The organism is Schaalia radingae (assembly GCF_900106055.1).
Lineage (GTDB): Bacteria > Actinomycetota > Actinomycetes > Actinomycetales > Actinomycetaceae > Pauljensenia > Pauljensenia radingae_A.
Genome location: NZ_LT629792.1, coordinates 1400456 through 1426908, shown reverse-complemented (window position 1 = coordinate 1426908; position 26453 = coordinate 1400456). Strand labels below are relative to the sequence as shown.

17 protein-coding genes and 3 rRNA genes are annotated in these 26453 nt (G+C 59.0%); 19 read left to right on the top strand and 1 reads right to left on the bottom strand.

Annotated elements, in window-relative coordinates; genetic code table 11:
* Window positions 1-35: 35 nt before the first annotated feature.
* Together BLT69_RS06295 and BLT69_RS06290 are read left to right on the top strand one after the other, a co-directional pair.
* The gene (locus BLT69_RS06295; protein ID WP_058236924.1) at window positions 36-1274 is read left to right on the top strand and encodes an argininosuccinate synthase; all 1239 of its coding nucleotides are present in this window, start codon (window positions 36-38) and stop codon (window positions 1272-1274) included.
* A gap of 193 nt (window positions 1275-1467) precedes the next feature.
* Complete coding sequence (locus BLT69_RS06290) at window positions 1468-3063, top strand: O-antigen ligase family protein (RefSeq protein ID WP_058236923.1); 1596 nt, start codon at window positions 1468-1470, stop codon at window positions 3061-3063.
* Here BLT69_RS06290 and BLT69_RS06285 read toward each other — a convergent pair.
* Complete coding sequence (locus tag BLT69_RS06285) at window positions 2969-4198, bottom strand: arginine deiminase (RefSeq protein ID WP_058236922.1); 1230 nt, start codon at window positions 4196-4198, stop codon at window positions 2969-2971. The two genes, BLT69_RS06290 and BLT69_RS06285, sit on opposite strands and share 95 nt — an antisense overlap.
* A gap of 91 nt (window positions 4199-4289) precedes the next feature.
* Here BLT69_RS06285 and argH point away from each other — a divergent pair, with 91 nt between their 5' ends.
* The 17 genes from argH to sufC all read left to right on the top strand — a co-directional run bounded on the left by argH (window position 4290) and on the right by sufC (window position 26445).
* Window positions 4290-5765 carry an argininosuccinate lyase gene (gene argH / locus BLT69_RS06280; protein ID WP_092648634.1) on the top strand — a complete coding sequence of 492 codons (1476 nt, stop codon included), beginning with the start codon at window positions 4290-4292 and terminating at the stop codon, window positions 5763-5765.
* 121 nt (window positions 5766-5886) lie between these two features.
* Window positions 5887-7155 carry a tyrosine--tRNA ligase gene (tyrS, locus tag BLT69_RS06275; protein ID WP_058236920.1) on the top strand — a complete coding sequence of 423 codons (1269 nt, stop codon included), beginning with the start codon at window positions 5887-5889 and terminating at the stop codon, window positions 7153-7155.
* 511 nt (window positions 7156-7666) lie between these two features.
* Window positions 7667-9217 (top strand): 16S ribosomal RNA (locus tag BLT69_RS06270).
* 264 nt (window positions 9218-9481) lie between these two features.
* A 23S ribosomal RNA gene (locus tag BLT69_RS06265) occupies window positions 9482-12586 on the top strand.
* Between the two features lie 125 nt (window positions 12587-12711).
* Window positions 12712-12830: ribosomal RNA gene (rrf, locus tag BLT69_RS06260) — 5S ribosomal RNA — on the top strand.
* Together the 16S, 23S and 5S rRNA genes form the textbook arrangement of a ribosomal RNA operon.
* A gap of 295 nt (window positions 12831-13125) precedes the next feature.
* Window positions 13126-15750 (top strand): HAD-IIA family hydrolase, encoded by a 2625-nt coding sequence (locus BLT69_RS06255; RefSeq protein ID WP_092648633.1) that lies wholly within the window; start codon window positions 13126-13128, stop codon window positions 15748-15750.
* Window positions 15743-15928 carry a hypothetical protein gene (locus BLT69_RS06250; protein ID WP_058236824.1) on the top strand — a complete coding sequence of 62 codons (186 nt, stop codon included), beginning with the start codon at window positions 15743-15745 and terminating at the stop codon, window positions 15926-15928. The genes BLT69_RS06255 and BLT69_RS06250 overlap by 8 nt, the downstream gene beginning before the upstream one ends.
* 1 nt (window position 15929) lies before the next feature.
* A complete protein-coding gene (locus tag BLT69_RS06245; RefSeq protein ID WP_092648632.1) occupies window positions 15930-16766 on the top strand; it encodes a TlyA family RNA methyltransferase in 837 nt (278 codons plus the stop codon).
* Complete coding sequence (locus tag BLT69_RS06240) at window positions 16766-17605, top strand: NAD kinase (protein WP_058236919.1); 840 nt, start codon at window positions 16766-16768, stop codon at window positions 17603-17605. Before BLT69_RS06245 ends, BLT69_RS06240 begins: the two co-directional genes overlap by 1 nt.
* A 39-nt stretch (window positions 17606-17644) precedes the next feature.
* Complete coding sequence (gene recN / locus BLT69_RS06235) at window positions 17645-19321, top strand: DNA repair protein RecN (RefSeq protein WP_092648631.1); 1677 nt, start codon at window positions 17645-17647, stop codon at window positions 19319-19321.
* On the top strand, window positions 19314-20495 hold the full coding sequence (steA, locus tag BLT69_RS06230) for a putative cytokinetic ring protein SteA (protein WP_157886356.1): 1182 nt from the start codon (window positions 19314-19316) through the stop codon (window positions 20493-20495). Before recN ends, steA begins: the two co-directional genes overlap by 8 nt.
* Window positions 20496-20506: 11 nt before the next feature.
* Window positions 20507-21511: a copper transporter gene (locus BLT69_RS06225; protein ID WP_092648629.1), complete on the top strand. Its 1005-nt coding sequence runs from the start codon at window positions 20507-20509 to the stop codon at window positions 21509-21511.
* A gap of 28 nt (window positions 21512-21539) precedes the next feature.
* Complete coding sequence (locus BLT69_RS06220; protein WP_058236918.1) at window positions 21540-22169, top strand: NUDIX domain-containing protein; 630 nt, start codon at window positions 21540-21542, stop codon at window positions 22167-22169.
* A 126-nt stretch (window positions 22170-22295) separates the two neighbouring features.
* Complete coding sequence (locus tag BLT69_RS06215) at window positions 22296-22991, top strand: helix-turn-helix transcriptional regulator (protein WP_070727355.1); 696 nt, start codon at window positions 22296-22298, stop codon at window positions 22989-22991.
* Window positions 22992-23061: 70 nt separating this feature from the next.
* Window positions 23062-24510 carry a Fe-S cluster assembly protein SufB gene (gene sufB, locus BLT69_RS06210; RefSeq protein ID WP_058236818.1) on the top strand — a complete coding sequence of 483 codons (1449 nt, stop codon included), beginning with the start codon at window positions 23062-23064 and terminating at the stop codon, window positions 24508-24510.
* A 1-nt stretch (window position 24511) separates the two neighbouring features.
* Window positions 24512-25663 (top strand): Fe-S cluster assembly protein SufD, encoded by a 1152-nt coding sequence (gene sufD / locus BLT69_RS06205; RefSeq protein WP_092648628.1) that lies wholly within the window; start codon window positions 24512-24514, stop codon window positions 25661-25663.
* 32 nt (window positions 25664-25695) lie between these two features.
* Window positions 25696-26445 carry a Fe-S cluster assembly ATPase SufC gene (sufC, locus tag BLT69_RS06200; protein WP_058236816.1) on the top strand — a complete coding sequence of 250 codons (750 nt, stop codon included), beginning with the start codon at window positions 25696-25698 and terminating at the stop codon, window positions 26443-26445.
* Window positions 26446-26453: the final 8 nt, after the last annotated feature.

Here is a 26453-nt window from a genome sequence, read left to right as displayed (position 1 = left end):
TCATTCGAGTACGACAATCAAAGGGTAGAAACGAAATGAGTGAACACAAAGACCGCGTTGTACTGGCCTACTCCGGTGGGCTTGACACCTCTGTTGCAATCGGCTGGATCGAACAGCAGACAGGTATGGAAGTGGTTGCCGTTGCCGTTGACGTGGGGCAGGGCGGCGAAGACCTGGAGGTGATCCGCCAACGCGCCCTCGACTGCGGCGCCGTGGAAGCATACGTCGCAGATGCGAAGGAAGAGTTTGCTTTCGACTACTGCATGCCCGCGCTGAAAGCCAACGGACTGTACCAGGGGCGCTACCCCCTCGTATCTGCGCTGTCACGCCCGCTGATCGTTAAGCACCTGGTGCGCGCCGCACGGCAATTCGGCGCCACCACCGTGGCACACGGCTGCACCGGCAAAGGCAACGACCAGGTCCGCTTCGAAGTATCCCTCACATCGATGGCTCCTGACCTGAAAACGATCGCTCCCGTGCGTGACCTCGCGTTGACCCGCGACGTGGCCATCGACTACGCCAACAAGCACAATCTGCCCATTGAGACGACGAAACACAATCCCTTCTCGATCGACCAGAACGTGTGGGGTCGTGCCATCGAAACAGGGTTCCTTGAAGACATCTGGAACGCGCCGACCAAGGACGTGTACAACTACACCGACGACCCGACCTACCCGCCACTTCCTGACGAGGTAGTCATCACCTTCGAGCAGGGTGTCCCCGTCGCCATCGATGGGCGTGCCGTGACTCCTCTGGAAGCCGTTCAGGAAATGAACCGCCGCGCTGGCGCGCAGGGCATCGGCCGTATCGACATTGTCGAGGACCGCCTGGTGGGCATCAAGTCGCGTGAAATATATGAAGCACCAGGAGCCGTGGCCCTGATCGCCGCTCACCAGGAGCTTGAAAACGTCACCGTCGAGCGCGAACTGGCACGCTACAAGCGCCGCGTGGACGAACGCTGGTCCGAACTCGTCTACGACGCGCAGTGGTACTCACCGCTCAAGAATGCGCTGGACGCTTTCATCGAGAACACGCAGACCTACGTCAGTGGTGACATTCGCATGACGCTGCACGGTGGGCGAGCAACGGTGACAGGTCGACGCTCCGACTCCTCCCTGTACGACTTCAACCTTGCGACCTACGAGACGGGCGATACCTTCGACCAGTCCCACTCGCGCGGCTTCATTGAAATCTACGGAATGAGCGCCAAACTGGCAGCAGCCCGCGACGTGCGTTTCGGACGCGGTGTGAACTTCGACGAGGACGCGCACTAGTCGGCGCTTCCTCTCGTGATCGAACCGTAACCGGATCGTTTCTAAAGAGCGTCCGACTCCTCATCGAACCGATTAGGACTTACCCCCGGTTTTTCGTACCCTCGTATTCTGAGGCATCGAAGCCGGGGGTTGTCCCTGCCCACGGCACGAACCTCCGCTTCTTCATTTCACCACCAGGTTTTCGAGGGGACACATGGCGCACCACCTTGCGATCGCATCCTCCTCGTCACGGCGTCTTCTTGACCGGACAGTGACGAGGGAGGCTTCCTCGGATGTGCGCCCTCGTGAGCTGCGCGTCACCATGTCGTCTCCGCTGCGAAACGCCGGCTGGGCGCTCAGCACCTTGACGTGGGCAATTCGCAGAGCACGCCTGAATGCAACACTTCGGTGGGGTGCTCACGCCAACGAATACCTCGAACCCATGATTGCCTGGGTCTTTTTCCTGACATTCAGCGGAACGGGATTTCGCGCGCTGATCGGATGGGTCGGATACGGCATCATCGTCGTGCTGTCCGCAGCAGTATTCATCGCGATGTTTGTCATTGCGGGGCGGCGCGTGACGATCCGCCGTGTCCCGTGGACGATCGCGGCATTCCTACTGGTGTGCTGGATGTCAGCCCTGTGGGCCGAGTATCCGGGGATCTCAGCGTTAGCATCACTGGGCAGCACACTGAGCGCTCTCATTGGAATCATGATCGCCATCGCGGTGCCGCTGGAGCGCCTCATCGACGCGTTCGCCGCAGCGATGCGATGGTCGGTGGGAATCAGCCTGGTGATGGAGCTATGGTGCGCCATCTTTGTCGGCCATCCGATCGTTCCTGTGTGGCTGCGCGGCCAGGGTAACGTGGGCGCCACGCAGCTGTGGACTGAATCCGCACTGTTCAGAGGTGGCCCCATCCAGGGGTTTGTCGGCAACCGCAACCCACTGGCCGCAATCGCACTGTTCGGCATCATCTGCACGGTGATTCAGCTCCGCGCGCGACGCATGAGCTCCAGGCGTGCCCTCACATGGTTCGCCCTCTACGCGGCGACACTGGCGCTGACACGGTCAGCTACCGTTTTCGTGGCGCTGCTGGCATGCGCCGGAGTATTCCTGGTTGGAACCGTTCTACGGCGCGTGCGCGCGCACAGGCGGCAGCGCGTCCTGCGAATTTCGGCGATGGCTCTGCTGATCGTCAGCGTCGTCGGAGCGCTCCTGTACGCCCCGATCGCTGAGTTTATCGGTCGCGACGCAGACCTGACGGGACGCTCTGACATCTGGCGTGCAGTGTTTGAGCTGTGGAAACAACGGCCCATCGGCGGGTGGGGATGGGTCATGCTGTGGCCACCGTGGATCCCGATGTATCGCGATCTGGTGATTCGTCAGGACGGCGCGCCCACGCCTCACGCCCACAACGCATTCGTGGACGTGTCATTCCAGACCGGACTCATTGGCCTGGCCGTCTTCGTCATTGCCATCTGCGTCATCGGTATTCGCGTCTTGCACGTCGCCATTCGCCGTATCGACGGTGACGTGTACTCGCTGGCACCGGCACTGATGATGACGGCCATTTTGGTGCAGTCCCTCACTGAATCGCGCCTCCTATTCGAAGGCACATGGATTCTGTTCGTCGCCCTGGCCACATGGCTGGTCGTCAGGGTCGAACAGGAAGACAGCGAAGTGGGCGTGGGGGTATTGTCCCTGCCGGTCCCGCCTAGTCCTGGTCAACGGGGTCGCGCACCACAGGACACGACATACAGCGCGGACCGCCGCGGCCGCGTCCCAGCTCAGCCCCCTGAATCTCGATGACATCGATGCCTGCGCGGCGCAACGCAGCATTACACAGCGGGGAACGATCATAGGTAATCACCTTGCCAGGTGCAATCGCCAGCGCATTGAAACCGTCATTCCACTGCTCGCGATCCACGTCGGAGAAGGTGCCATCCGGACTGATGAAACGCAACGAGCGGCCCATCAGCACTTCCAGTGCGCGTCGAAGATCGTAATGCATATCCTCGACGATCGGAGCGCCCCCATCGGGGCCGGGTCGCAACGTCATCGTGCGCACGTCACCCAAGCGCGGATACAGCAAGAAAGCATCCCGGTCGACCTGCGTCAACACTGTGTCCAAGTGCATGAAGGTACGCACATGCGGCAATACGACAGCCAGGACCGTGTGGGCGTGACCGGCCTCGAACATTTTGACAGCCAAGCGCTCAACACCTTGCGGCGTGGTGCGTTCCGACACGCCAAACACACCGATCCCATCGCCCACCACCAGAGCGTCGCCGCCCTCGGCACTGCGAATAGCACCTGATGTGCCGCGCGACCACCAGTGGAAATCCCAGGGGGCAAAACGTGGATGGTACTGGTAGATAACCGAATAGTGCAGCGATTCGCGCTCGCGCGCCAGACGTGACATCGAATTGACGGCCACGCCACCGTGAATCCACGCAGACGCATCCCTCGTGAACAGGTGGTTTGGCAGGGGACGAATCAGGAAATCTTCATCTTCGAGCGTGCGTGTCACCAGCGAGCGCACAGGCGACACGCTCTTCCACTCATCGACCGTCAAACCGTCCACACACATGGCGGTCAGGCGATCTGCCGACAGATCCGCCGTCCATTCGCGCAGCGCAGGGGTGAGCACCGGTCCGAGCCGGCGTTCATTGAGCGTGCGATCCAGTACCGCCTGGCGGGCCTGCTCGTGGTGCAGTGTCTGCGACAACAATGTGCGCAGCTTGTGCACCTCGATGCCTTCGCCCTCCATGACTTCGACGAACTGATCGTGCTCAGCTCGTGCACGGCCCGGATCCATCAGATCATCAAAAAGAAGCTCAGCATGATTGAGGGGAGTGAGCCGTTCGACTTCCTGACCGGGGCGGTGCACGATCACCTCACGCAGCCGACCGATCTCGGAATCCACACGGGGATTGACGTCCACTGTTCCTCCTCACATTGCTGCCGTGCTGAGTATATGCATTTTGTCTGTGTCGATGTTGGCATCGCGGCGTGCGAACAGGCATCATGAAACTATGAGCGCAAACTCGAAATCTGATACAGCACCACGCCAATCGTCTCCCGCCCGTCCCGTCGCATTGTGGGGTGGACGATTTTCAGGCGGCCCCTCTCAGGCGCTTGCCAGATTGTCCGTGTCAACTCACTTTGACTGGCGGCTGGCCCAGGCTGATCTGGCCGGCTCGAAAGCTCATGCACGCGCCCTAAACAGAGCAGGGCTGCTGACCGACGAAGAACTGGACGGCATGGAATCCGCCCTCGACGAACTCAGCGCAGAAGTCGCATCGGGCGCCCTCGTCCCTGACCCTGATGACGAGGACGTGCACACTGCGCTCGAACGCGCATTGATCGACAAAGCGGGCGCTGAATTGGGTGGGAAGTTGCGCGCCGGCCGCTCACGCAACGATCAGATCGCTACGCTCATCCGCATGTATCTGCGCGACGAGGCGCGACACATTGGAGCGCTGACACTTGACGTTGTGGACGCGCTGCTCGAACAGGCTCGCCTGGCGGGGGATGCGATCATGCCCGGACGCACTCACATGCAGCACGCGCAGCCCGTTCTGGTCGCCCATCACCTCGGCGCACATGTGTGGCCCTTACTGCGCGATGTGGAACGTCTGCGTGACTGGGATCAACGAGCTGCCGTCAGCCCGTACGGTTCGGGCGCACTGGCAGGAAACACGCTGGGAATGGACCCACAGACCATTGCCGAGGAACTGGGCTTTACCGACAGTGTCGCCAACTCTATCGACGGCACAGCTTCGCGCGACGTGGTTGCAGAGTTCGCCTTCGTCATGACGATGATCGGAATCGACCTATCGACCCTGTGCGAAGAAATCGTCATCTGGAATACCCGAGAATTCGACTATGTGACTCTGGATGATTCGTTCTCCACGGGCTCATCGATCATGCCGCAGAAGAAGAATCCCGACGTGGCCGAACTGGGACGAGGCAAGGCCGGGCGCATGATCGGTGACCTCACGGCGCTGCTGAGCGTCCTCAAGGGAATCCCGCTGGCTTACGATCGAGACCTGCAGGAAGATAAGGAACCTGTTTTTGATCAGATCGACACGCTTGACGTGCTGCTGCCGGCCATTGCCGGAATGGTCTCCACGATGCGCCTGAACTTCGAGCGAATGGCGCAGCTTGCACCACAGGGTTTCTCGCTGGCTACAGATATTGCCGAGTGGCTCGTCAAACAGGGAGTGCCTTTTAGAGTGGCGCACGAACTGTCCGGTGCGTGCGTGCGCCAGGCAGAGGCACGAGGCGTGGAATTGTGGGACCTGACCGATGACGAATTTGCTGCGATCAGCGAGCACCTGACACCTCGCGTGCGCGACGTGCTCAGCGTTGAGGGATCGGTTGCTGCCCGCAATGCCCGAGGAGGAACGGCGCCGGACCGGGTGCGCGAGCAGTTGTCCGAGGCGACCCGTCTGGCCAGCTCGCATCGCGCCTGGATTCAGGAGGGCGTGGCGTCGTCTCGTTCGTAGTGGACACGTGTGACGAGGGTGGCCCGACCCGACTAAGCTAACCGCAGTAGGTGAACGTCTGCCTGGCGCGCACCTGAGAGAAGAAAGCCAACACGACCGCGATCATAAGGAGAGCAGAGCGGTGACACAGGATTTAGTGGACGAACTACAGTGGCGTGGGCTGATTGCTCAGCACACGGATTTGGATGCGCTGCGTGCGCACCTGAACGCTGGTCCGGTCACCTTCTATTGCGGTTTTGATCCAACTGCCGCCTCTTTGCATCACGGTCACCTGGTGCAGGTGCTTCTCATGCGGCACCTGCAAAACGCCGGCCACAAGCCGTTGGCGCTGGTTGGTGGCGCAACGGGCATGATCGGTGATCCGCGCCTGTCTGGTGAACGCCAGCTTCAGTCACGCGACGTGGTGGGACAGTGGGCGGACAGACTACGCGCCCAGCTTTCGCAGTTCCTTGAGTTCGACGGGCCGGCCGCGGCACGCCTCGTCAATAACCTTGACTGGACCAGCCAGCTGTCCGCGATCGACCTGCTGCGCGACGTGGGCCAGTACTTCCGAGTCGGCACCATGCTGTCGAAAGATATCGTCGCTCGCCGCCTGAATTCTGAAGAGGGAATCTCGTTTACCGAATTCAGCTACCAGATCCTCCAGGCGCATGACTACCTGCAACTGTTCCGGAACTACGGCTGCACCTTGGAAACCGGCGGAAACGACCAGTGGGGCAACATGATTGGCGGTGTGGAACTGATCCGCCGAGTCGAGGGCGCCACCACGCATGTGATGACCACACCGATCATCACGAAGTCTGACGGCACCAAGTTCGGCAAGTCCGAGGGCGGCGCGATCTGGCTGGATCCTCAGATGATGAGCCCGTACGCGTTCTACCAGTTCTGGCTGCAGGTCGCGGATGAGGATGTCGTGAAGTTGCTGAAGGTCTTCACCTTTGATTCCCGCGAACGCATCGAAGAGCTTGCCCAGTCGGTTGCTGAGCGTCCACATCTGCGCGAAGGACAGAAGGAGCTGGCCGAAAAGGTCACCACGCTGGTGCACGGTGCAGATGCAGTCGCTCGCGTGCAGGCTGCGACAGAAGCGCTGTGGGGCAGAGGAGATCTGCGTGAAGTTGACGAAGAGACGCTGGTTGCTGCAACTGGCGAACTACCATCCGGTAGCATTCGCGTTGGCCATGACACGATTGTGGATGCCTTGATTGCGTCGGGCCTGGAGAAGGGCCGCTCTGCTGCGCGCCGTACCGTCGCATCCGGTGGTGCGTATCTGAACAATGTCAAGGTCGAAGACGAAGACGCCCCGATTGAAGCATCAGACCTGCTCGCCGGCGGTCTGGCGCTCATTCGACGAGGGCGCCGCAACCTTGCTGTTGTGCATGCCAATCAGTGAACAAGTGCTGACTGAACCGAGGTGCGTGCAGGTGGCCGTGAACCGGCCTGAACGCGATGCTTGCCACTGACACGGCACGACTTAGCGCTACGTTGAGAATGTCGAGTGGCGAATCGACGATGCCAGCTGGCGTATTGAGAACATCGACCGGTGCGATGAGAACGTCAACGAGCGTGGTGAAAATGTCAATCGGTACGTGAGACCTGACGAAGGGCCGGCATCTGTGATGCAGATCCCGGCCCACTCATTTGACAGATCGCCCGATTGTTCGTAGAGTATTTTCTTGTCGCCCGGGCGGTGCTGATTGTTTGTGGTTGGTGTTGTTTGTGGTGGTTGTCCCGCGTTTGTGGCCTTTTGTTTGGGGTTGTGGGCGTGTGGGGGTGTTGTTTGTGAACTCGATAGTGTGTTTGTTTTGTTGATGCTTGTTTTTGTTTTTTGAGTTTTTTTGGTTGGGATTGGCTGCCCTGTTGTGGGGTGGTTGTTTTCTGAGCAGATTATGGTTTTTGTTTTTTGTTTGGAGAGTTTGATCCTGGCTCAGGACGAACGCTGGCGGCGTGCTTAACACATGCAAGTCGAACGGGATCTGCGTGGCCTTTGTGGTTGTGTGGTGAGAGTGGCGAACGGGTGAGTAACACGTGAGTAACCTGCCTTTTTCTTTGGGATAACGCTCAGAAATGGGTGCTAATACTGGATGTTCTGCGCTTTCCGCATGGGGGGTGTGGGAAAGGGGCCTTTGTGGTTTCTGGAGGGAGATGGGCTCGCGGCTTATCAGCTTGTTGGTGGGGTGATGGCTTACCAAGGCTTTGACGGGTAGCCGGCCTGAGAGGGTGGGCGGTCACATTGGGACTGAGATACGGCCCAGACTCCTACGGGAGGCAGCAGTGGGGAATTTTGCACAATGGGGGGAACCTTGATGCAGCGACGCCGCGTGAGGGATGGAGGCCTTCGGGTTGTGAACCTCTTTCGCTCGTGTGCAAGCCGCTATTTGGGTAGTGGTGAGTGTAGCGGGTAAAGAAGCGCCGGCTAACTACGTGCCAGCAGCCGCGGTAATACGTAGGGCGCGAGCGTTGTCCGGATTTATTGGGCGTAAAGGGCTTGTAGGCGGTTTGTCGCGCCTGTCGTGTAATCCTCTGGCTTAACTGGGGGTGTGCGGTGGGTACGGGCAGGCTTGAGTGCGGTAGGGGAGATTGGAATTCCTGGTGTAGCGGTGGAATGCGCAGATATCAGGAGGAACACCGGTGGCGAAGGCGGGTCTCTGGGCCGTTACTGACGCTGAGGAGCGAAAGCGTGGGGAGCGAACAGGATTAGATACCCTGGTAGTCCATGCTGTAAACGTTGGGCACTAGGTGTGGGGGCCGCCCTTGGTTTCTGCGCCGTAGCTAACGCTTTAAGTGCCCCGCCTGGGGAGTACGGCCGCAAGGCTAAAACTCAAAGGAATTGACGGGGGCCCGCACAAGCGGCGGAGCATGCGGATTAATTCGATGCAACGCGAAGAACCTTACCAAGGCTTGACATGCGCCCTGAGCGCCTAGAGATAGGTGTGCATTTGGTTGGGGGTGTGCAGGTGGTGCATGGTTGTCGTCAGCTCGTGTCGTGAGATGTTGGGTTAAGTCCCGCAACGAGCGCAACCCTTGCCCTATGTTGCCAGCGCGTTATGGTGGGGACTCGTGGGGGACTGCCGGGGTTAACTCGGAGGAAGGTGGGGATGACGTCAAATCATCATGCCCCTTATGTCTTGGGCTTCACGCATGCTACAATGGCAGGTACAGAGGGTTGCGATGCTGTGAGGTGGAGCGAATCCTTTAAAGCTTGTCTCAGTTCGGATCGGGGTCTGCAATTCGACCTCGTGAAGGTGGAGTCGCTAGTAATCGCAGATCAGCTACGCTGCGGTGAATACGTTCTCGGGCCTTGTACACACCGCCCGTCACGTCACGAAAGTTGGTAACACCCGAAGCTTGTGGCTTAACCTTTTTGGGGGGAGCAGGTGACGGTGGGATTGGCGATTGGGACGAAGTCGTAACAAGGTAGGCGTACCGGAAGGTGCGGCTGGATCACCTCCTTTCTAGGGAGCCCTGTTTGTGCGTTTGTTTCTGCTCTTTTTGGGGTGGGGCGCGTTGTGGGGTTGTGAGTGTTGGCGGGGCAGACACATTGTCGGGTTTTCTTTCAATTCCTGTGTGTTTTGGAAGTGTTTGTTGCCTGCGTCTGGCTGCTGCTGTTGTGGTGGTTGGGTGTGTGGTGGGTTGTTTGTGAACTGTATAGTGGTTGTGAGCATCTTTATTGTGTTTTCTGTGTTTTGTTGTTTTTGCATGTTTTCATGTTTGTGTTGTGTTTAGTTTTTGTGGGCATTCGGTGGATGCCTTGGTACCAAGAGCTGATGAAGGACGTGGCGGCCTGCGATAATCCTTGGGGAGTTGGCGAGCGAGCGTTGATCTGAGGGTGTCCGAATGGGGGAACCTGGCTGGGGTTGTGCCTGGTCACTATCATCTGAATTCATAGGGTGGTAGGGGGAACGCGGGGAAGTGAAACATCTTAGTACCCGTAGGAGAAGATATTTCGTGAGTAGTGGTGAGCGAAAGCGGATGATGGCTAAACCGTGTGCGTGTGTGACTCGGCGGGGGTTGCGTGTGCGGGGTTGTGGGGCTCTTTTTTCTCATCTTCTGCCGGGGGTGGGGGTGTGTGCGTGTGCGTGTGGTGAACATCTTGGGATGGGTGACCGAAGTATCGTGATAGTCGTGTAGCTGTGTGTGTGCGTGTGTGCCAAGGGGGTGCCCGAGTAGTGCGGGGCTCGTGGAATCTCGTGTGAATCTGCCAGGACCACCTGGTAAGCCTGAATACTTTTTGGTGACCGATAGTGCATAGTACCGTGAGGGAATGGTGAAAAGTACCCCGGGAGGGGAGTGAAATAGTGCCTGAAACCGGGTGCCTGTAAGCCGTCAGAGCCTGCTTTTGTTGGGTGATGGCGTGCCTTTTGAAGAATGAGCCTGCGAGTCAGTGATGCGTGGCGTGCTTAACCCGTGTGGGGGATGCGTAGCGAAAGCGAGTCTTAATTTTGGGCGTGTGTCGCGTGTTGTGGACCCGAAGCGGGGTGATCTACCTATGGTCAGGGTGAAGCTATGGTAAGACGTGGTGGAGGCCCGTACCCACCAGGGTTGAAAACCTGGGGGATGAACTGTGGGTAGGGGTGAAAGGCCAATCAAACTCCGTGATAGCTGGTTCTCCCCGAAATGCATTTAGGTGCAGCGTCACACTGGGCTTGGTGGAGGTAGAGCTACTGGTTGGTTGATGGGCCGTGTTGGTTACTGACGTCAGCTAAACTCCGAATGCCATTTCAAGTGGGTGTGGCAGTGAGACTGCGGGGGATAAGCTTCGTGGTCGAGAGGGAAACAGCCCAGATCATCGGCTAAGGCCCCTAAGCGTGCGCTGAGTGGGAAAGGATGTGGAGTCGCGTTGACAGCCAGGAGGTTGGCTTAGAAGCAGCCATCCTTGAAAGAGTGCGTAATAGCTCACTGGTCGAGTGGTTGTGCGCCGATAATGTAGCGGGGCTTAAGCGTGCCGCCGAAGCCGTGGCAATAACTTTTTGTTTTTGGGTAGGGGAGCGTCCTGCTCTGGGTGAAGCTGCCTGGTGATGGGTGGTGGACGGGGTGGGAGTGAGAATGCAGGCATGAGTAGCGTTTCGTGGGTGAGAATCCTACGCGCTGATTGACTAAGGGTTCCAGGGGCAGGTTTGTCCGCCCTGGGTTAGTCGGGTCCTAAGGCGAGGCCGACAGGCGTAGTCGATGGGTGACCAGTTGATATTCTGGTACCGTTTGTTTTCCGTCTGACGCTGCATGCTTTCGCGTCGTGTGCTTGCCGTGCGTGGTGTTGTCTTTCGGGATGATGCTGTTGTGTGGCTGTGTGTGGTGTGGGGTGTGTGGTGAGCATTGGGGTGACGCAGGGAGGTAGTTGCTGCACACTGGTGGTTATGTGTGTCTAAGGTTGTGGCCTGTTTCTTGGGTGAAATCCGGGAAGCTGCGTTTGATCGCGTGGGTGAGGGCTGATGGGGCTGCCTGTTGGGGTGGCTAGTGGTGATCCTGTACTGCCGAGAAAAGCCTGGATGTGAGGAAGATGAGCGCCCGTACCCTAAACCGACTCTGGTGGTCAGGTAGAGTATACCGAGGCGTGCGAGTGAATCATGGTTAAGGAATTCGGCAAATTGCCCCCGTAACTTTGGGATAAGGGGGGCCCTGCTGGTGTGCCTGCTTTTGCGTGGGTGGTGCTGGTTGGGGTCGCAGAGAATTGGGAGAAGCGACTGTTTATTAAAAACATAGGTGTGTGCTAAGCCGTAAGGCGCTGTATACGCACTGACGCCTGCCCGGTGCTGGAAGGTTAAGAGGACGACTTAACTGCTTTTTTGTGGTGAAGGTTTGAATTTAAGCCCCAGTAAACGGCGGTGGTAACTATAACCATCCTAAGGTAGCGAAATTCCTTGTCGGGTAAGTTCCGACCTGCACGAATGGCGTAACGACTTCTCCGCTGTCTCGACCGTGATCTCGGTGAAATTGCAGTACGAGTAAAGATGCTCGTTTCGCGCAGCAGGACGGAAAGACCCCGGGACCTTTACTATAGCTTGGTATTGGTGTGTGTTTGTGCTTGTGTAGGATAGGTGGGAGACTGTGATGCCGTGCCGCTAGGTGTGGTGGAGTCGTTGGTGAAATACCATTCTGGTTCAAGTATGCATCTAACTTGGAGCCCTGATCGGGTTTGGGGACAGTGCCTGGTGGGTAGTTTAACTGGGGCGGTTGCCTCCTAAAGGGTAACGGAGGCGCTCAAAGGTTCTCTCAGCCTGGTTGGTGATCAGGTGGTGAGTGTAAGTGCACAAGAGGGCTTGACTGTGACACTGACGGGTGGAGCAGGTACGAAAGTAGGAACTAGTGATCCGGCCATGGCTTGTGGAAGCGTGGTCGCTCAACGGATAAAAGGTACCCCGGGGATAACAGGCTGATCTTGCCCAAGAGTCCATATCGACGGCATGGTTTGGCACCTCGATGTCGGCTCGTCGCATCCTGGGGCTGGAGTTGGTCCCAAGGGTTGGGCTGTTCGCCCATTAAAGCGGTACGCGAGCTGGGTTTAGAACGTCGTGAGACAGTTCGGTCCCTATCCGCTGCGCGCGTTGGAAACTTGATGAAGGCCCGTCCCTAGTACGAGAGGACCGGGATGGACGAACCTCTGGTGTGCCAGTTGTACTGCCAGGTGCATTGCTGGTTGGCTACGTTCGGTTGGGATAACCGCTGAAAGCATCTAAGCGGGAAGCTTTCTTCGAGATGAGGTTTCCGTGCCCCCCTTTTTTGGGGGGTGGGAGGTCCCCAGTAGATGACTGGGTTGATAGGCCAGAGGTGGAAGCATTGTGAGGTGTTGTGAGCCGACTGGTACTAATGGGCCGATTCTAAACCAACACTCACACACTAGTGTGTGTGGGGCGAAGCGAGAAAACACGTGCACCCTGTGTTTGGGGTGTGGTGCTTGCAATCACTGTGCGGTACACACTCAACCCACACGTTGTGGGTGGGTGACATTTTTTGCGGTGGCTCATGGCAGGCGGGAAACGCCCGGCTCCTTTCCGAACCCGGAAGCTAAGCCGCCTTTGCGCTGATGGTACTGCGACCGGGGGGTCGTGGGAGAGTAAGACACTGCCGCAATCAACCGTGAGTTGGGGGTGGGGTACAGGCCTGGAGACAGGCACGTACCCCACCCCCCCCTTTTTACGCGCACACACTACCCGGACGCACGCACCCAGCGGGGCCGACCGACCGGATACCCAGTCAACCAACATAGTAGTGCACGGGCAACTGCCCGCCTCAGACGTGTATCTGCGCACGAAATTCATGAGCTGACAGGTATGTCAGCGCATATCAGGTAGCATTAACAGCAGTATTAACGTGTGAAGCAGCTCCGTAGATAGGGCGGGACACAGACGAATAGGGGAGACCATTCATGGCAGACGAACGACACGATCGATCGAACGACTTCCGCTCACGAGGCGAGCGTTCATGGAGGGGCTCTTCAGACCGCCGAGGCTTCGGCCGTCGAGATGAGCAGGGAGGCCGGCGCTCTTCCGATGGCTACCACTCACGCAATCGTCGCTTCGATGACGGCGAATCACGGCGAGACGGTGGTTTTCAGCGTGACGGTGGTTTCCGACGCGACGGTGAGTCACGACGCGGAAGCGGACAATGGCAGCAGCGCGACAATGACCGTGATTTCAAGCGCGGCAGCTTCAACCGCTCAGACAGTGACCGCGACCGTCATGGCGAGGGGCGCGGCTTTAGAGAACGCGACGATCGTCGCGGCGGACGTTCTGACCGTTTCGACCGCGATGGCAGAAAGCGCTTCAACAGACGAGGTGACGGTAAAGGCAGGAATTGGTCAGACCGAGGCGGTCGGAATGACCGTCATGACCACTCCGAACGTGGCAGCCGTTTCGACCGAAACGATCGTGGAGACCGCTGGCGCGATGACCGCTCCCGTTCACGTCACGACCGAGGAAACAATCAGCGCGGCGATGCCAACTACGCGAGCACCGAAGAATACGTGTCACCTCACGGTGATGAGCCGACAATTCCAGCCGGCGTATCAGCCAGTGAACTCGACTCTGAAGCCCTGCGTTCACTCAAGACGCTATCGGGAGCTAACCATGACATCGTGGCACGCCACCTCGTCATGGCCGGTCAACTCATTGATCTGGATCCCGAGCAGGCCTACGAGCATGCCCGCGCCGCAGCCAAGCGAGCCGGTCGTGTCGATACAGTACGCGAAGCAGCCGCATTGACTGCCTACGCATCGGGACGCTATGAAGAAGCACTGCGTGAGGTGCGAGCCGTGCGACGCATGCGCGGAGACCAGTCTCTGCGCGCCGTGGAAGCGGACTGTGAACGCGGACTGGGCCATCCAGAACGAGCAGTTGACATTATTGACAAGACCGACACCGCCGCTCTTGACCTGGGTGAACAGGTCGAACTCGTCCTCGTTTCGTCTGGTGCGCGTGCGGATCTAGGACAAAACGAAGTCGGCCTGGTGCTGGTCGATGATGCGCTGGCAGCCTTGCCTGAAGATGCCGACACCGAATATGTGCGCCGCCTGATGAGCGTCAAAGCCGATCGTCTGCGCGAACTGGGGCGCGACGAAGAAGCCACTCAAGTCGAAGAATCGATGCCGCCAGAAATCGAAGATCCCGACATCGTGGACATCGAAATGATTGCTGATGCGGACGTCACCAAGCGTGGCAGCACGTTGCACGGAACCGACGAACCACTGTCCAGTCTCTTTGACACAGCGTTGCTTGACCTGGACGGCGTGGCATGGATGGGATCAGACCCCATTGAGCATGCGGCCCCGTCCGTCGTCGCCGCGCGTGAGAACGGCATCAAGACGGTGTTCGTGACCAATAATGCCTCACGTCCGCCTCAGGCAGTCGCTGAAAAGCTGAATTCGATGGGATTCGAAGCGGACGAATCCATGATCATGACATCCGCGATGGACGTGGCGGCTATTATGAGCGACGAGCTCGATGACGGCGCCAAGGTCTTTATGGTTGGTGGTCCCGGACTGCGCGAAGCTCTCGAAAAAGCTGGATTCACCCTCGTTGAACGTGCAAGTGACCAGCCAGATGCAGTCGTCATGGGACTGGACCGAACTGTCGGCTGGGAACAGATGTCGCAGGCTGCCTACGCGATTCAGGCCGGCGCCCGATTCTTTGCCTCCAATATGGACTCCACACTGCCGACAGAAGAAGGCTTTGCCCTCGGAAACGGCTCTCTGGTGACCGCCGTCGAACATGCCACCAAACAGCGTGCAACCGCGGCAGGTAAGCCGACGCCCGGAATCTACCAACGCGGTGCGAACCTGGTCGAAGCACACAATCCACTGAGCGTGGGAGACCGACTCGAAACCGATATTGCCGGCGCTGTCTCAGCTGGCTACCCTGCCCTTCACGTGCTTACCGGTGTCCATCAGGCAGCAGATGTGATCCGGGCACGAAAGGGTCAGCGACCCACCTACCTCGCCCTTGACATGCGAGGGTTGAACGAGGCTCATCCTCATCCCAAACATCACAAGGACAACACGTGGACCTGTGGGTACTCCCAGGTAGCATCGGTGACCAAGTGGGGCACGCTGCGCCTGGACGGTATCGAGTTGACTGAACCGACCAGGGTCACCCTGGATTCGTATCGTGCGCTGGCAGCCGCAGCGTGGGCTGTCGAATCAGATGAGCCCGTGCGGTGCCCGGAATTGACGGTTGTGCCCAACGACGATCCGGCAGGGATTGTGACCCCGCCTGAACCTCAGGACGAACCGGAAGACGAAGCGGAAAATCCCGAGGTCTCAGACGCCATTGACGCGGAATTGGCTGAAGATACGCGCCCGGATTCCGAAGTCGAAGAGGAAGCCCTCAGCACAGACAATCCGATCCCGGCGTTCCTTCCTGGTGAAGAAGAACTCGAAGCTCTGCTGCGCGAGGGCGCAGATGACGAGACCGGCGTGAAGACCGCTGAAAGCGAGGATGACGCTGCCGCAGCGGACAGCGTGCAGGACGTGTCGCAGGACAGTGCCAGTGAGTGAGAACGACCCCGTGACACCGCGCCCTCATGATCCGCATGATCGTGAGGACGCGGTCACAATTCCCAACGGAGAAGTCGAACTCGACGGATTGAACGAGGCAAGCGCACAGATTCAGGTACGCACGCTGGCAGGATTCGATGCGCAGCTTCGTGCTGCCCTCGAGCACGTGAGCCGCTGAGATGAAACTCAGGAGAATCGACTCCGAACTGGTGCGCCGCCACCTGGCACGCTCACGCACCCACGCTCAGGAACTTATCCACGACGGGCGCGTCAAACTCGACGGGCAGGTGGTGCTCAAGCCGGCTCGACAAATGGATCCTGCACAGGCAATCGTCATTACCGAGGGGGACGCCGTCGACTACGCTTCACGCGGTGCCTACAAACTTGCCGGCGCGCTGGACGCCCTCGGAAAATCAGCACCGCGCATACAGGGGCGACGGTGTCTGGATGCGGGAGCATCGACGGGCGGGTTTACTGACGTCCTGTTGCGGCGAGGCGCACAGCAGGTGATCGCTGTTGACGTGGGATATGGGCAGCTTGCCTGGAAGCTGCAGTCGGATCCGCGCGTCGAGGTACGTGATCGCACCAATATTCGTACGCTCGCGCCCGCCGATATCACGCCACCCGTTGACCTGGTGGTGTCCGACTTATCGTTCATTTCACTGACACTGGTGATCCCGCCGCTGATTTCCGTGGCAACACCCGACGCGGACTACCTGTTGATGGTCAAGCCTCAATTTGAGATCGGCAAAGACAGGCTCGGCCACGGAGGCGTGGTGCGTGACCCCGATCAGCACGTGGAAACGGTGGAAAAAGTCGCGCAATGTGCGCGTAGCAATGGGTTGGATATATACGCCGTTCAGGCTTCACCGTTGCCGGGTCCTGCCGGTAATGTCGAGTATTTCCTGGCGATGCGCTCAGGTCATCCGGATGCGATCTTGGAGCAAAACCTGCACAATCGGATTGTCAGAGCAGTACAGGAAGGGCCGGCAGTGAAGGGAAGGAAACATTCGTGATTCAGCGCGTCATGCTGGTGCGCCACATCAACCGCCCAGAAGCACAGGCAGCCGCCCAGGCAGCAGCACGTGAACTTTCGGTACGCGACATTGACGTGGTGCCTGAAGGAGACTGCACCGGCGATATCGACCTGGTGCTGGCCACAGGAGGCGACGGCACGATTCTTGCCGCAGCAGAATACGCCCGGAAATTCGACGCACCGTTGCTCGGCATCAACATGGGGCACATGGGCTTCCTTGCGGAAGTGTCTGCGGACGGCATCCTGTCAGTTGTTGACATGATTGCAGATGGACGTTACACCATGGATACGCGCATGACGCTCGACATCCATGCGCACTTCCCCGATGGCACCGAATGGCACGACTGGGCGCTGAACGAAGCAGTCGTCATGCACACAGACGTGGCGCACCCGGTCCACTTGGGATTCGGAGTGGACGGACAGGCTGTATCCACCTACGGGGCGGACGGCATCATCTTCTCCACACCCACCGGCTCAACTGCATATTCGTTCTCTGCTGGCGGGCCAGTGGTATGGCCCGACACGGAGGCAATCATCATGGCTCCGCTGGCCGCGCATGGCCTGTTCACGCGGCCACTTGTTGTCAGCCCTTCGTCAGTGCTCAGCGTCAATATCCTCGAAGATGCGTGGAGTGCGCCAGAAGTGTGGTGCGACGGTCTGCGTCAGCGCACCGTCCCCAGCGGAACAACCATCACTGCCACACGAGGATGTCGCCCCGTCCACCTGCTGCGCCTCGATGACACTCCATTTTCTACGCGACTGGTCAAACGATTCCAGCTGCCTGTGGATGGTTGGAGGAAACGCCCATCCGAGCGTTAATCTGTCACGTGAGAGCTGGAGAGGCGAGAGGAGGCCAAGGTGATCGATGCGCTCCGCATCAAGTCCCTGGGCGTCATTGACGAAGCCGACGTGCAATTTTCACCTGGCCTGACTGTTGTCACCGGTGAAACCGGAGCCGGTAAGACGATGGTGTTGACCTCACTGTCACTTTTGCTCGGCACTCGGGCCGATTCTCAGACCGTGCGTCAGGGGTGTGAGCAGGCCGAAGTAGACGGCATTTTCGAAGTCGATGACATGGTTGCCGCACGCGCCCAGGAGCTTGGAGCCAACGTCGAAGACGGTGAGCTCATCGTGTCCAGAACGGTTAGTGCCAAGGGTCGATCACGCGCCCACCTTGCAGGACGCCCCATCCCGGTATCCATTCTTGCTGATATTGGCGATAGCCTCGTCACGATTCACGGCCAGGCCGACCAGATGCGTCTACGTCAGGCATCCGTCCAGCGCGCCACTCTCGATGAGACAGGCGACGATCAGCACCAGGAGCTTCTCTGCGACTACGCGCAAGCCTGGAAAGCAGCAGTCGATGCGAAAAAACGCCTGGACATGGCGCGCTCGCACGCCGACGAACGTGCGACACGCATTGAGGAACTGACCCGCATCACTGACCAGATCCGCCAGCTGGACCCGTATCCGGGTGAAGACGACGATCTGCGCACTCAGACTGAAAGACTGACCAACGTTGAGGATCTGCGCGCCCAGGTGGCTCTGGCCTACGCATGTCTGCGCGGTGAATCTGACGAGACCCACCTGATCGATCTGCTGCACCGCGTCCAGGCCGCATTCGCAGATGCCTCGCGTTTTGATTCCACGCTCGATTCGTTCGCCCAGCGTGCCCACACTCTGCGTCTTGATGCCGACTCGCTGGCAGATGATGCCGAGGCCTACCTGTCCACACTGAACGCCGACCCGGAGCGTCTTAACGCGTTGCACCAACGGCGCGCCGACCTGAATCGCCTGCTGCAGGGGCGGGCCGCAGATGCCACTCAGCTGCTTGAATGGGAAGCTCAGGCGCGCGCTGAACTTGAAGAACTGACAGATCCGGATGTCAACGAAGACTCCCTCGCCGCTGAACTTGCGCAGGCTCAGCAGCGCGTACTGGAACTGGGGGAGCGCCTGAGCACCTCCCGCCGGCACCTCGCAGACGAACTCAGCGAGCACGTCGATGCCGAGCTGGCAGCACTGGCGATGAAAGGGGCACACCTGAACGTCGAACTGATGCACCGTAAACCCAACTCCACGGGGTGTGAAGACATCACATTCATGCTGCAGCCTCATCCTGACGCGCCCGCCCGGCCAGTGTCTCGCGGAGCATCAGGTGGCGAGCTTTCACGCGTCATGCTGGCACTGGAAGTGGCGCTCTCGCATCGTGCGACGCCCCGCACCTTCGTCTTTGACGAGGTCGACGCCGGAATCGGTGGGCGCACAGCCACAGAGGTGGGCGCGCGACTGGCACGGCTGGCACGCGTACACCAGGTGATCGTGGTCACCCACCTGGCTCAGGTGGCAGCCTATGGAGACACCCACCTGGTAGTGCACAAAGAGGGTGGAACTGCGCGTGTGACATGCGTTGACGGGGAAGAACGCATCGACGAGATCGTGCGAATGACCGGCTCGCCGACCACCTCAGAAACGGCACGCCGTCACGCGAAAGAATTGATTCTGGCCGCAACCGTGCCACAATCGCCCTGTGAGTGACAATGAGACAGGTATGCCACCATCGCAGGCTCCCAGCGATGCGGATGTGAGGGCACGGATTCGCATCGACGAGAATCCCGTGCGGCTCGCCCGGCGCCTCGAAGCCGGTGAAATTGCGGTTATCGACAGGCCTGACTTGGACCGGGCCACCGCCCGACTGCTCATTGACGCACAACCCACAGCAATTTTGAACGCGTCAGCGTCCTCTACCGGCCGCTACCCGAACCTCGGTCCAGCCCTCGTCCTCAAAGCAGGCATTTTGTTGCTCGATGACCTGGGTTCTGACATTATGACCCTGCGTGAGGGAGACACCATCACGATCAGCGGCACAGAGGTGACGCAAGATGATCGACTGATCGCATCCGGCCACGTGATGACTGACGAGGACGACCTGCGCGCACGCGAGGAAGCACGCCTGGGTCTGAGCACTCAGATCGAAGCGTTCGATGAATTCACAGATGACTATTTTGAGCGCGAATCTGACCTGCTCTACCACGAAAAAGGGATTCCGACCCTGCGCACCAAGATGCAGGGTCGCCCGGTTCTCCTGGTGAATAAGGCTGAAGATTCTTTCAAGGAACTCAAAGGGCTGCGTCGCTGGATTCGCGATACCAACCCCATCCTGGTCGGCGTTGACGGGGGAGCGGACCTGCTGCTTCGCGAACGCATGAAGCCCCACATCATCGTGGCCGACATGGATGCGGTCTCAGAAAAGGCGTTGGGATGCGGGGCTGAACTAGTGGTGCGGGAGAACCGTGACGGCACCGCTCCAGGACGCGAGCGCCTCAACCGACAGGGACGCTCCTACGAAGTAATGACCGCATCTGGGACCAGTGAGGATGCAGCGATCATTCTGGCTGCCACGCAACGTGCCTCCGTGATCGCCACGATCGGTATTCACCTGACACTCCAGGATTTCCTCGATCGCGGACGCGCCGGAATGGCGTCAACCTTCTTCACGCGTCTCAAGGCAGGCGACGCGCTTATCTCATCGCGTGCCATTCGCGAAACCTACCGTCCACGCATTTCAGCGTTCTGGCTGATCGTATTCGTTATCGTCGCCGTCCTGCTGGCCGGTGCGGCACTGTGGTCCACACCGTGGGGGCAGGGTGCTATGGAAGTCGTAGCCCATTGGGTCGCAAGCTGGTGGCCCTTCAGCGCAGGGAGCAGTTAAAAGAGGTCATCATGGTTAATTTTCGCTATCACCTAGTCTCCATCATCGCGATCTTCATCGCGCTGTGCGTGGGCGTGATCCTCGGTGCCGGCCCCCTGCAGGTACGGCTCGATGACGCACTGAGCTCATCGCGCGCACAGGCGCAGCGAACCGCTCAGGAACAACTCGAAGAAGCCGAACACAGCCTCAAGCTGTCAGAAGCAGCCGTTGCGCAAATGGGCGACGAGATTGTGCCGGGAACCCTCGAAGGACGCAATATTGGTCTGCTGAAAATGGCGGCCACCGATCCTGCTGATATCGAGCAACTCAAGACTATGCTGAGCAAAGCCGGTGCAACAGTTGTCAGCGTCGCAACACTGACAGACAACTGGGATTCTCAGTCCATGACCGAGTATCGCAATACGCTGGCCACGCCAGTTGAGACCAACCTCGCCGGTGACGTTCCGGCAGATCTGACCAGTGACGGAGTGATCGGGCAGGCCATCGTGACTATTATGACCTCCTCTGGCGCCAACCAGGATCTGCTCCGTGACATCCTGACCGATGATTCGCGTCCCATTGTCACCTTCGATGAATCCGAGGGCGGTCAGGCTGACACCCTGATTCTGGTCGGGCCGCGCACGATGAAGGCTGGAATAGCAACCGCGCAGGACGCCCAGAGCGGCACAGGAGGCCCGACTTCTTCGAGCGCATGGGTCGGAATGGCTCGCGCATTGGCAAGTGCGCCCAATCCCGGCGTGATCGTGGGTGATGCCGGTGATGCGGACGCGATGATTGCCCAGCTGCGTGCACAGAACGCTCCAATCACCACCGTTGATTCCGTAGGAACAGCGATCGCCACGCTGACAACAGTTCTCGCACTTCCGAGCGCCCAGGCTCAGCCACGCGCACTGGGCGGCGAGGACAGCGCCACCAGCGTGTTCCCAGAGCTTCAGCTCTCAGGCCGGCAAGCGGCTCCACCCGCGCCAAACAACGAACCGGCAGACGGAGCCCAGTCACAAAGCGGAGGAGAGTAACACCGTGACGGCACACGAGGACGAACAGATGCCCATCGCTGATCGCAGCGGAAGCGCACCCGTCGCCAGTCACGACATCGTATGGCGCGGCAAAGTCTTTGACATGGCTGAAGACGAGGTCATCCTTGACGACTCTCACTCAGTGATTCGCCAGTACCTGTCGCATCCAGGCGCAGTCGGCATCGTCGCATTGCGCGGTGAGGACGGTAATGAGGAAGTACTGCTGGAATACCAGTACCGCCATCCAGTAGGCGCGCACCTGTGGGAGATACCGGCCGGCCTTCTCGATATCGAGGGTGAAGACCCCCTGACAGCGGCCAAACGCGAACTTGCTGAAGAAACGGATCAGAAGGCCGAGCGCTGGGATGTCCTCGTCGATTACTTCACCTCACCTGGAGGATCCGAAGAATCTCTGCGGATCTTCCTTGCCCGCGATGTTTCTCCGACTGGCACCACCTTCGAGCGTGAGGATGAGGAAGCGGCGATGGTGACCCGCTGGGTCAACCTGGATGAAGCTGTTCGCCTCGTTGCTGCGGGAAATCTGCATAACCCTTCAGCCTGCGTGGGAATCCTCGCCACCTTCGCTGCGCGCGCCCACGGGTGGCAGACCCTGCGTGCCAGCGACGCGCCGTGGATGCGTTCTGCGCGTCAGAACTGACTGCTCCAGACTCGAATCCTCCTTATAGCGTGCAAGTGATCTCAATCGCCGTAATTTAGAAAGCATCGTGTTGCTAAAAGCCGTACACTGGTGGGGTAGTTACTGACGGCGATAAGGAGGACAGTCATGGGAGAGCCGACTGAAATCGGCACCCGCGAGCAGGTGCTCGACCTAATCGTCGAAAAAGGTCCCGTGACCGCTACGGTCATCGCGAAGATCCTGGATCTGACCACGGCGGCGGTCAGACGGCACATCACCATTTTGCAGGACGCTGGAGAAATCGTTCAGTATCAGGACTACTCGACTGAAAAGCGTGGACGAGGGCGACCAGCGCGTCACTACGTGGCAACCGAGCGAGCACACGACAGGCTCCCAGAGGGATACTCCGAGTTGGCTGTCAAGGCTCTGGGCTACCTGGGACAGGTCGGAGGTGGCCCGGCCATTGACTCATTTGCCGCTGCCCGCTCACGCGAAATCGAACGTCGATACGCGCCGATCGTGCGTGAAGCAGGGAACGACCCGAAAGTGCGCGCACAGGCTCTGGCTGACGCGCTCACCCAGGACGGTTACGCAGCGACAGTGCGCGACATTGGCGATGGCACCTTCGCAATCCAGCTATGTCAGGGTCACTGCCCGATCCAGCAGGTAGCCGATGACTTCCCACAATTGTGCGAAGCGGAAACCCAAGCCTTTGCGCGTCTGCTGGACGTGCATGTTCAACGTTTGGCCACCTTGGCCGGAGGGGAGCACGTATGCACCACGCATATTCCCGTGGGTGCCCCCACAATCCGGCGCTCTGCGTTGGCGGCTCTCAGGCGATAGCGTGAGTGCTTTTGACACAGCGGCAAAGTCACGATCTTGACGCCAGTCAAGTCACTGAGGAAAGGACAATATGAGCCAGTCACCGCCAATCGTTTCATCTGAGGATAAGCGCAGAAGTGATGAAGCGATTATCGAATCCATCGGTGCATACGAATTCGGATGGCACGACAAGGACGACTACTCACATGATGTTCCCAAAGGCATCAACGAGCAGGTGGTGCGCCACATTTCGGCCGAAAAGAATGAACCCGAATGGATGTTGGAGCGCCGACTGAAAGCTCTGGAGATCTTCGAGCGCAAACCCATGCCGGCATGGGGTCCCGACCTGTCCGACATCGACTTCGGTGACTTCAAGTACTACGTGCGTCCCACCGACCGTCAGGTTAAAGACTGGAACGACCTGCCCGAAGACATTCGTCAGACCTATGACCGCCTGGGCATTCCCGAAGCGGAAAAACAGCGTCTGGTCGCAGGCGTGGCCGCGCAGTACGAATCTGAAGTTGTTTACCAGCAGATTCAGTCTGATCTGGAGAAGCAAGGCGTCGTCTTCATGGACACCGACACCGGCCTGCGTGAATACCCCGAGATCTTCAAGGAATACTTCGGGCACTCGGTACCTTCAGGTGACAACAAGTTCGCAGCACTCAACACGGCAGCATGGTCGGGTGGCTCATTCGTGTACGTGCCACCGGGCGTCCACGTTGAGATCCCTCTGCAGGCCTACTTCCGCATCAACACCGAAGCGATGGGCCAGTTTGAGCGCACGCTGATCGTAGCGGACGAGGGTTCCTACGTTCACTACGTCGAGGGCTGCACGGCCCCGATTTACGACTCCAACTCGCTGCACGCCGCAGTCGTGGAAATCTTCGTGCGCAAGGATGCCCGCGTGCGATACACGACCATCCAGAACTGGTCGACCAACGTGCTCAACCTGGTGACTCAGCGTGCCATCGTTGACGAGGGTGGAACGATGGAGTGGATCGATGGCAACATGGGCTCCGCGATCACGATGAAGTACCCCGCGTGCTTCCTCATGGGTGACCACGCCCGAGGCGAAACACTGTCAATCGGTTTTGCCGGCCCCGGCCAGAACCAGGACACGGGTGCGAAGATGGTGCACATGGCGCCGCACACGTCCTCGTCCATTGTCTCCAAATCAGTGTCACGAGGGGGTGGGCGCACCTCGTATCGAGGCCTCGTGCAGGTCAATGCGCGTGCGCGCCACTCCAAGTCGAATGTTCTGTGCGACGCGCTGCTGGTCGATAAGATCTCCCGCACCGACACATACCCGTATGTGGATGTGCGCACCGACGACGTGGAAATGGGGCACGAGGCCACCGTCTCGAAAGTGTCAGAAGATCAGCTGTTCTACCTGATGAGTCGCGGCCTGGATGAAAACGAAGCTATGGCCATGATTGTGCGCGGATTCGTCGAGCCTATTGCGAAGGAACTCCCCATGGAGTACGCACTCGAACTGAACCGCCTCATCGAACTACAAATGGAAGGATCGGTGGGCTGAGTTGGCTCAAGACCATCGCAAAGATCACGTCAGCCCACACCCATCGCGCGCAGATCGGCCGACGTCGTTCAACCTCGACGATATTCCCGTGCCCAAAGGCAAGGAAGAAGACTGGCGATTTACCCCGATGCGCCGTATCTCGATGTTGTTCGACCCGGCCAACTACGATACCGAGGACGCTCCGCTGACTGTGGAAGCTCCCGAAGGCGTCTGCGTTGAAACCGTCTCGCGAAACGATTCACGCGTGGGCACCGTGCTGGCTCCTGGTGACAGGACCGCGGTAGTTGAATGGAATACGTTCCATGATGCTCAGGTCGTGTCCGTTCCAGCCGGACAACGCATCGACGATCCAATTCTTATTACGGTGGATACGGCCTCTGACCAACGCAGCCAGCACCTGGTCATCGACGCTGGCGCACACAGCGAATCCACAGTGATCCTCAACCACACGGACAGCGCCGACGCGCGAATCAACCAGGGCATTGAGATCACTACCGGTGAGAACGCCTCGTTAACGTTCGTGTCCCTGCAGGAATGGGACGACAGTGTTGTACACGCGTCGAACCACCGCATCCGCATTGGCAAGAACGCGAAAGTGCGTCACATCGTGGTCACACTGGGTGGCGATACGGTTCGCCTGTGCGCCGATACCGACTTTGAAGGGCCGGGCGCTGAACTGACTATGCTGGGCGTGTACTTCGTGGACGGAGGACAACACCTGGAACACCGTGTGTTCGTGGACCACTCAGCACCCAACTGCTACTCACGCGTGACGTATAAAGGCGCCCTGCAGGGTAAGGATGCGCACTCGGTGTGGATTGGTGACTGCCTCATCCAGGAACCTGCTGACGGAACAGACACCTATGAGCTGAACCGTAACCTCATTTTGACCGAAGGCGCTCATGCTGATTCAGTTCCCAACCTGGAGATTGAAAACGGTGAGATCGCCGGAGCAGGACATGCATCAGCGACAGGACGCTTTGATGATGAACAATTGTTCTACCTGATGAGCCGCGGAATCACCGAGGAAGATGCCCGTCGCCTCGTGGTGCGAGGATTCTTCGCGGAACTGATTGACCAGATCGGTGTTCCGGCCATTGAAAAGCATCTGATGGAATCGGTTGAAAGAGAACTTGAAGTTACGGGACGCTGAGCCGCCCTCGAACGTAAGAGAAAGAACGCGACATGTCGACTTTGGAAATTCAGAACCTTCACGTCAACGTAGAAACACCTGAGGGCACGAAACAGATCCTCAAAGGTGTCGACCTCACCATCGAATCTGGCGAGATCCACGCCATCATGGGACCGAACGGATCAGGCAAATCCACACTCGCCTACGCGCTGGCCGGTCATCCAGCCTACGAGGTGACCGAAGGCGCCGCCTACCTCGATGGTCACAACATTGTGGACATGACCGTTGATGAGCGCGCCCGCAGCGGCCTGTTCCTGGCGATGCAGTACCCCGTGGCAGTGGCGGGCGTGTCAGTGTCGAACTTCCTGCGCTCCGCCAAGACCGCGATCGACGGGAAGGCGCCGAGTATCCGGACCTGGGTCAAGGACATGAACGCCGCAATGGAGAAATTGCGCATCGAACCGGCTTTCGCTGAGCGTGACGTCAACGTGGGCTTCTCCGGTGGTGAAAAGAAGCGCCTCGAAATTTTGCAGATGGAGATGCTGCGCCCCTCGTTCGCCATTCTTGACGAGACTGACTCCGGCCTTGACGTGGATGCGCTGAGGATCGTCTCCGAGGGTGTCAACCGGGTCCACGAGTCCACGAACTGCGGGATCATGCTGATCACGCACTACACGCGAATCCTGCGTTACATTCACCCCAGCCATGTGCACGTGTTTGTTGACGGTCACGTTGCCGCTCAAGGCGGCCCGGAACTGGCTGAACAACTGGAAGAAACAGGGTACGACTCATACCTTCAGTAAGCAGTAGG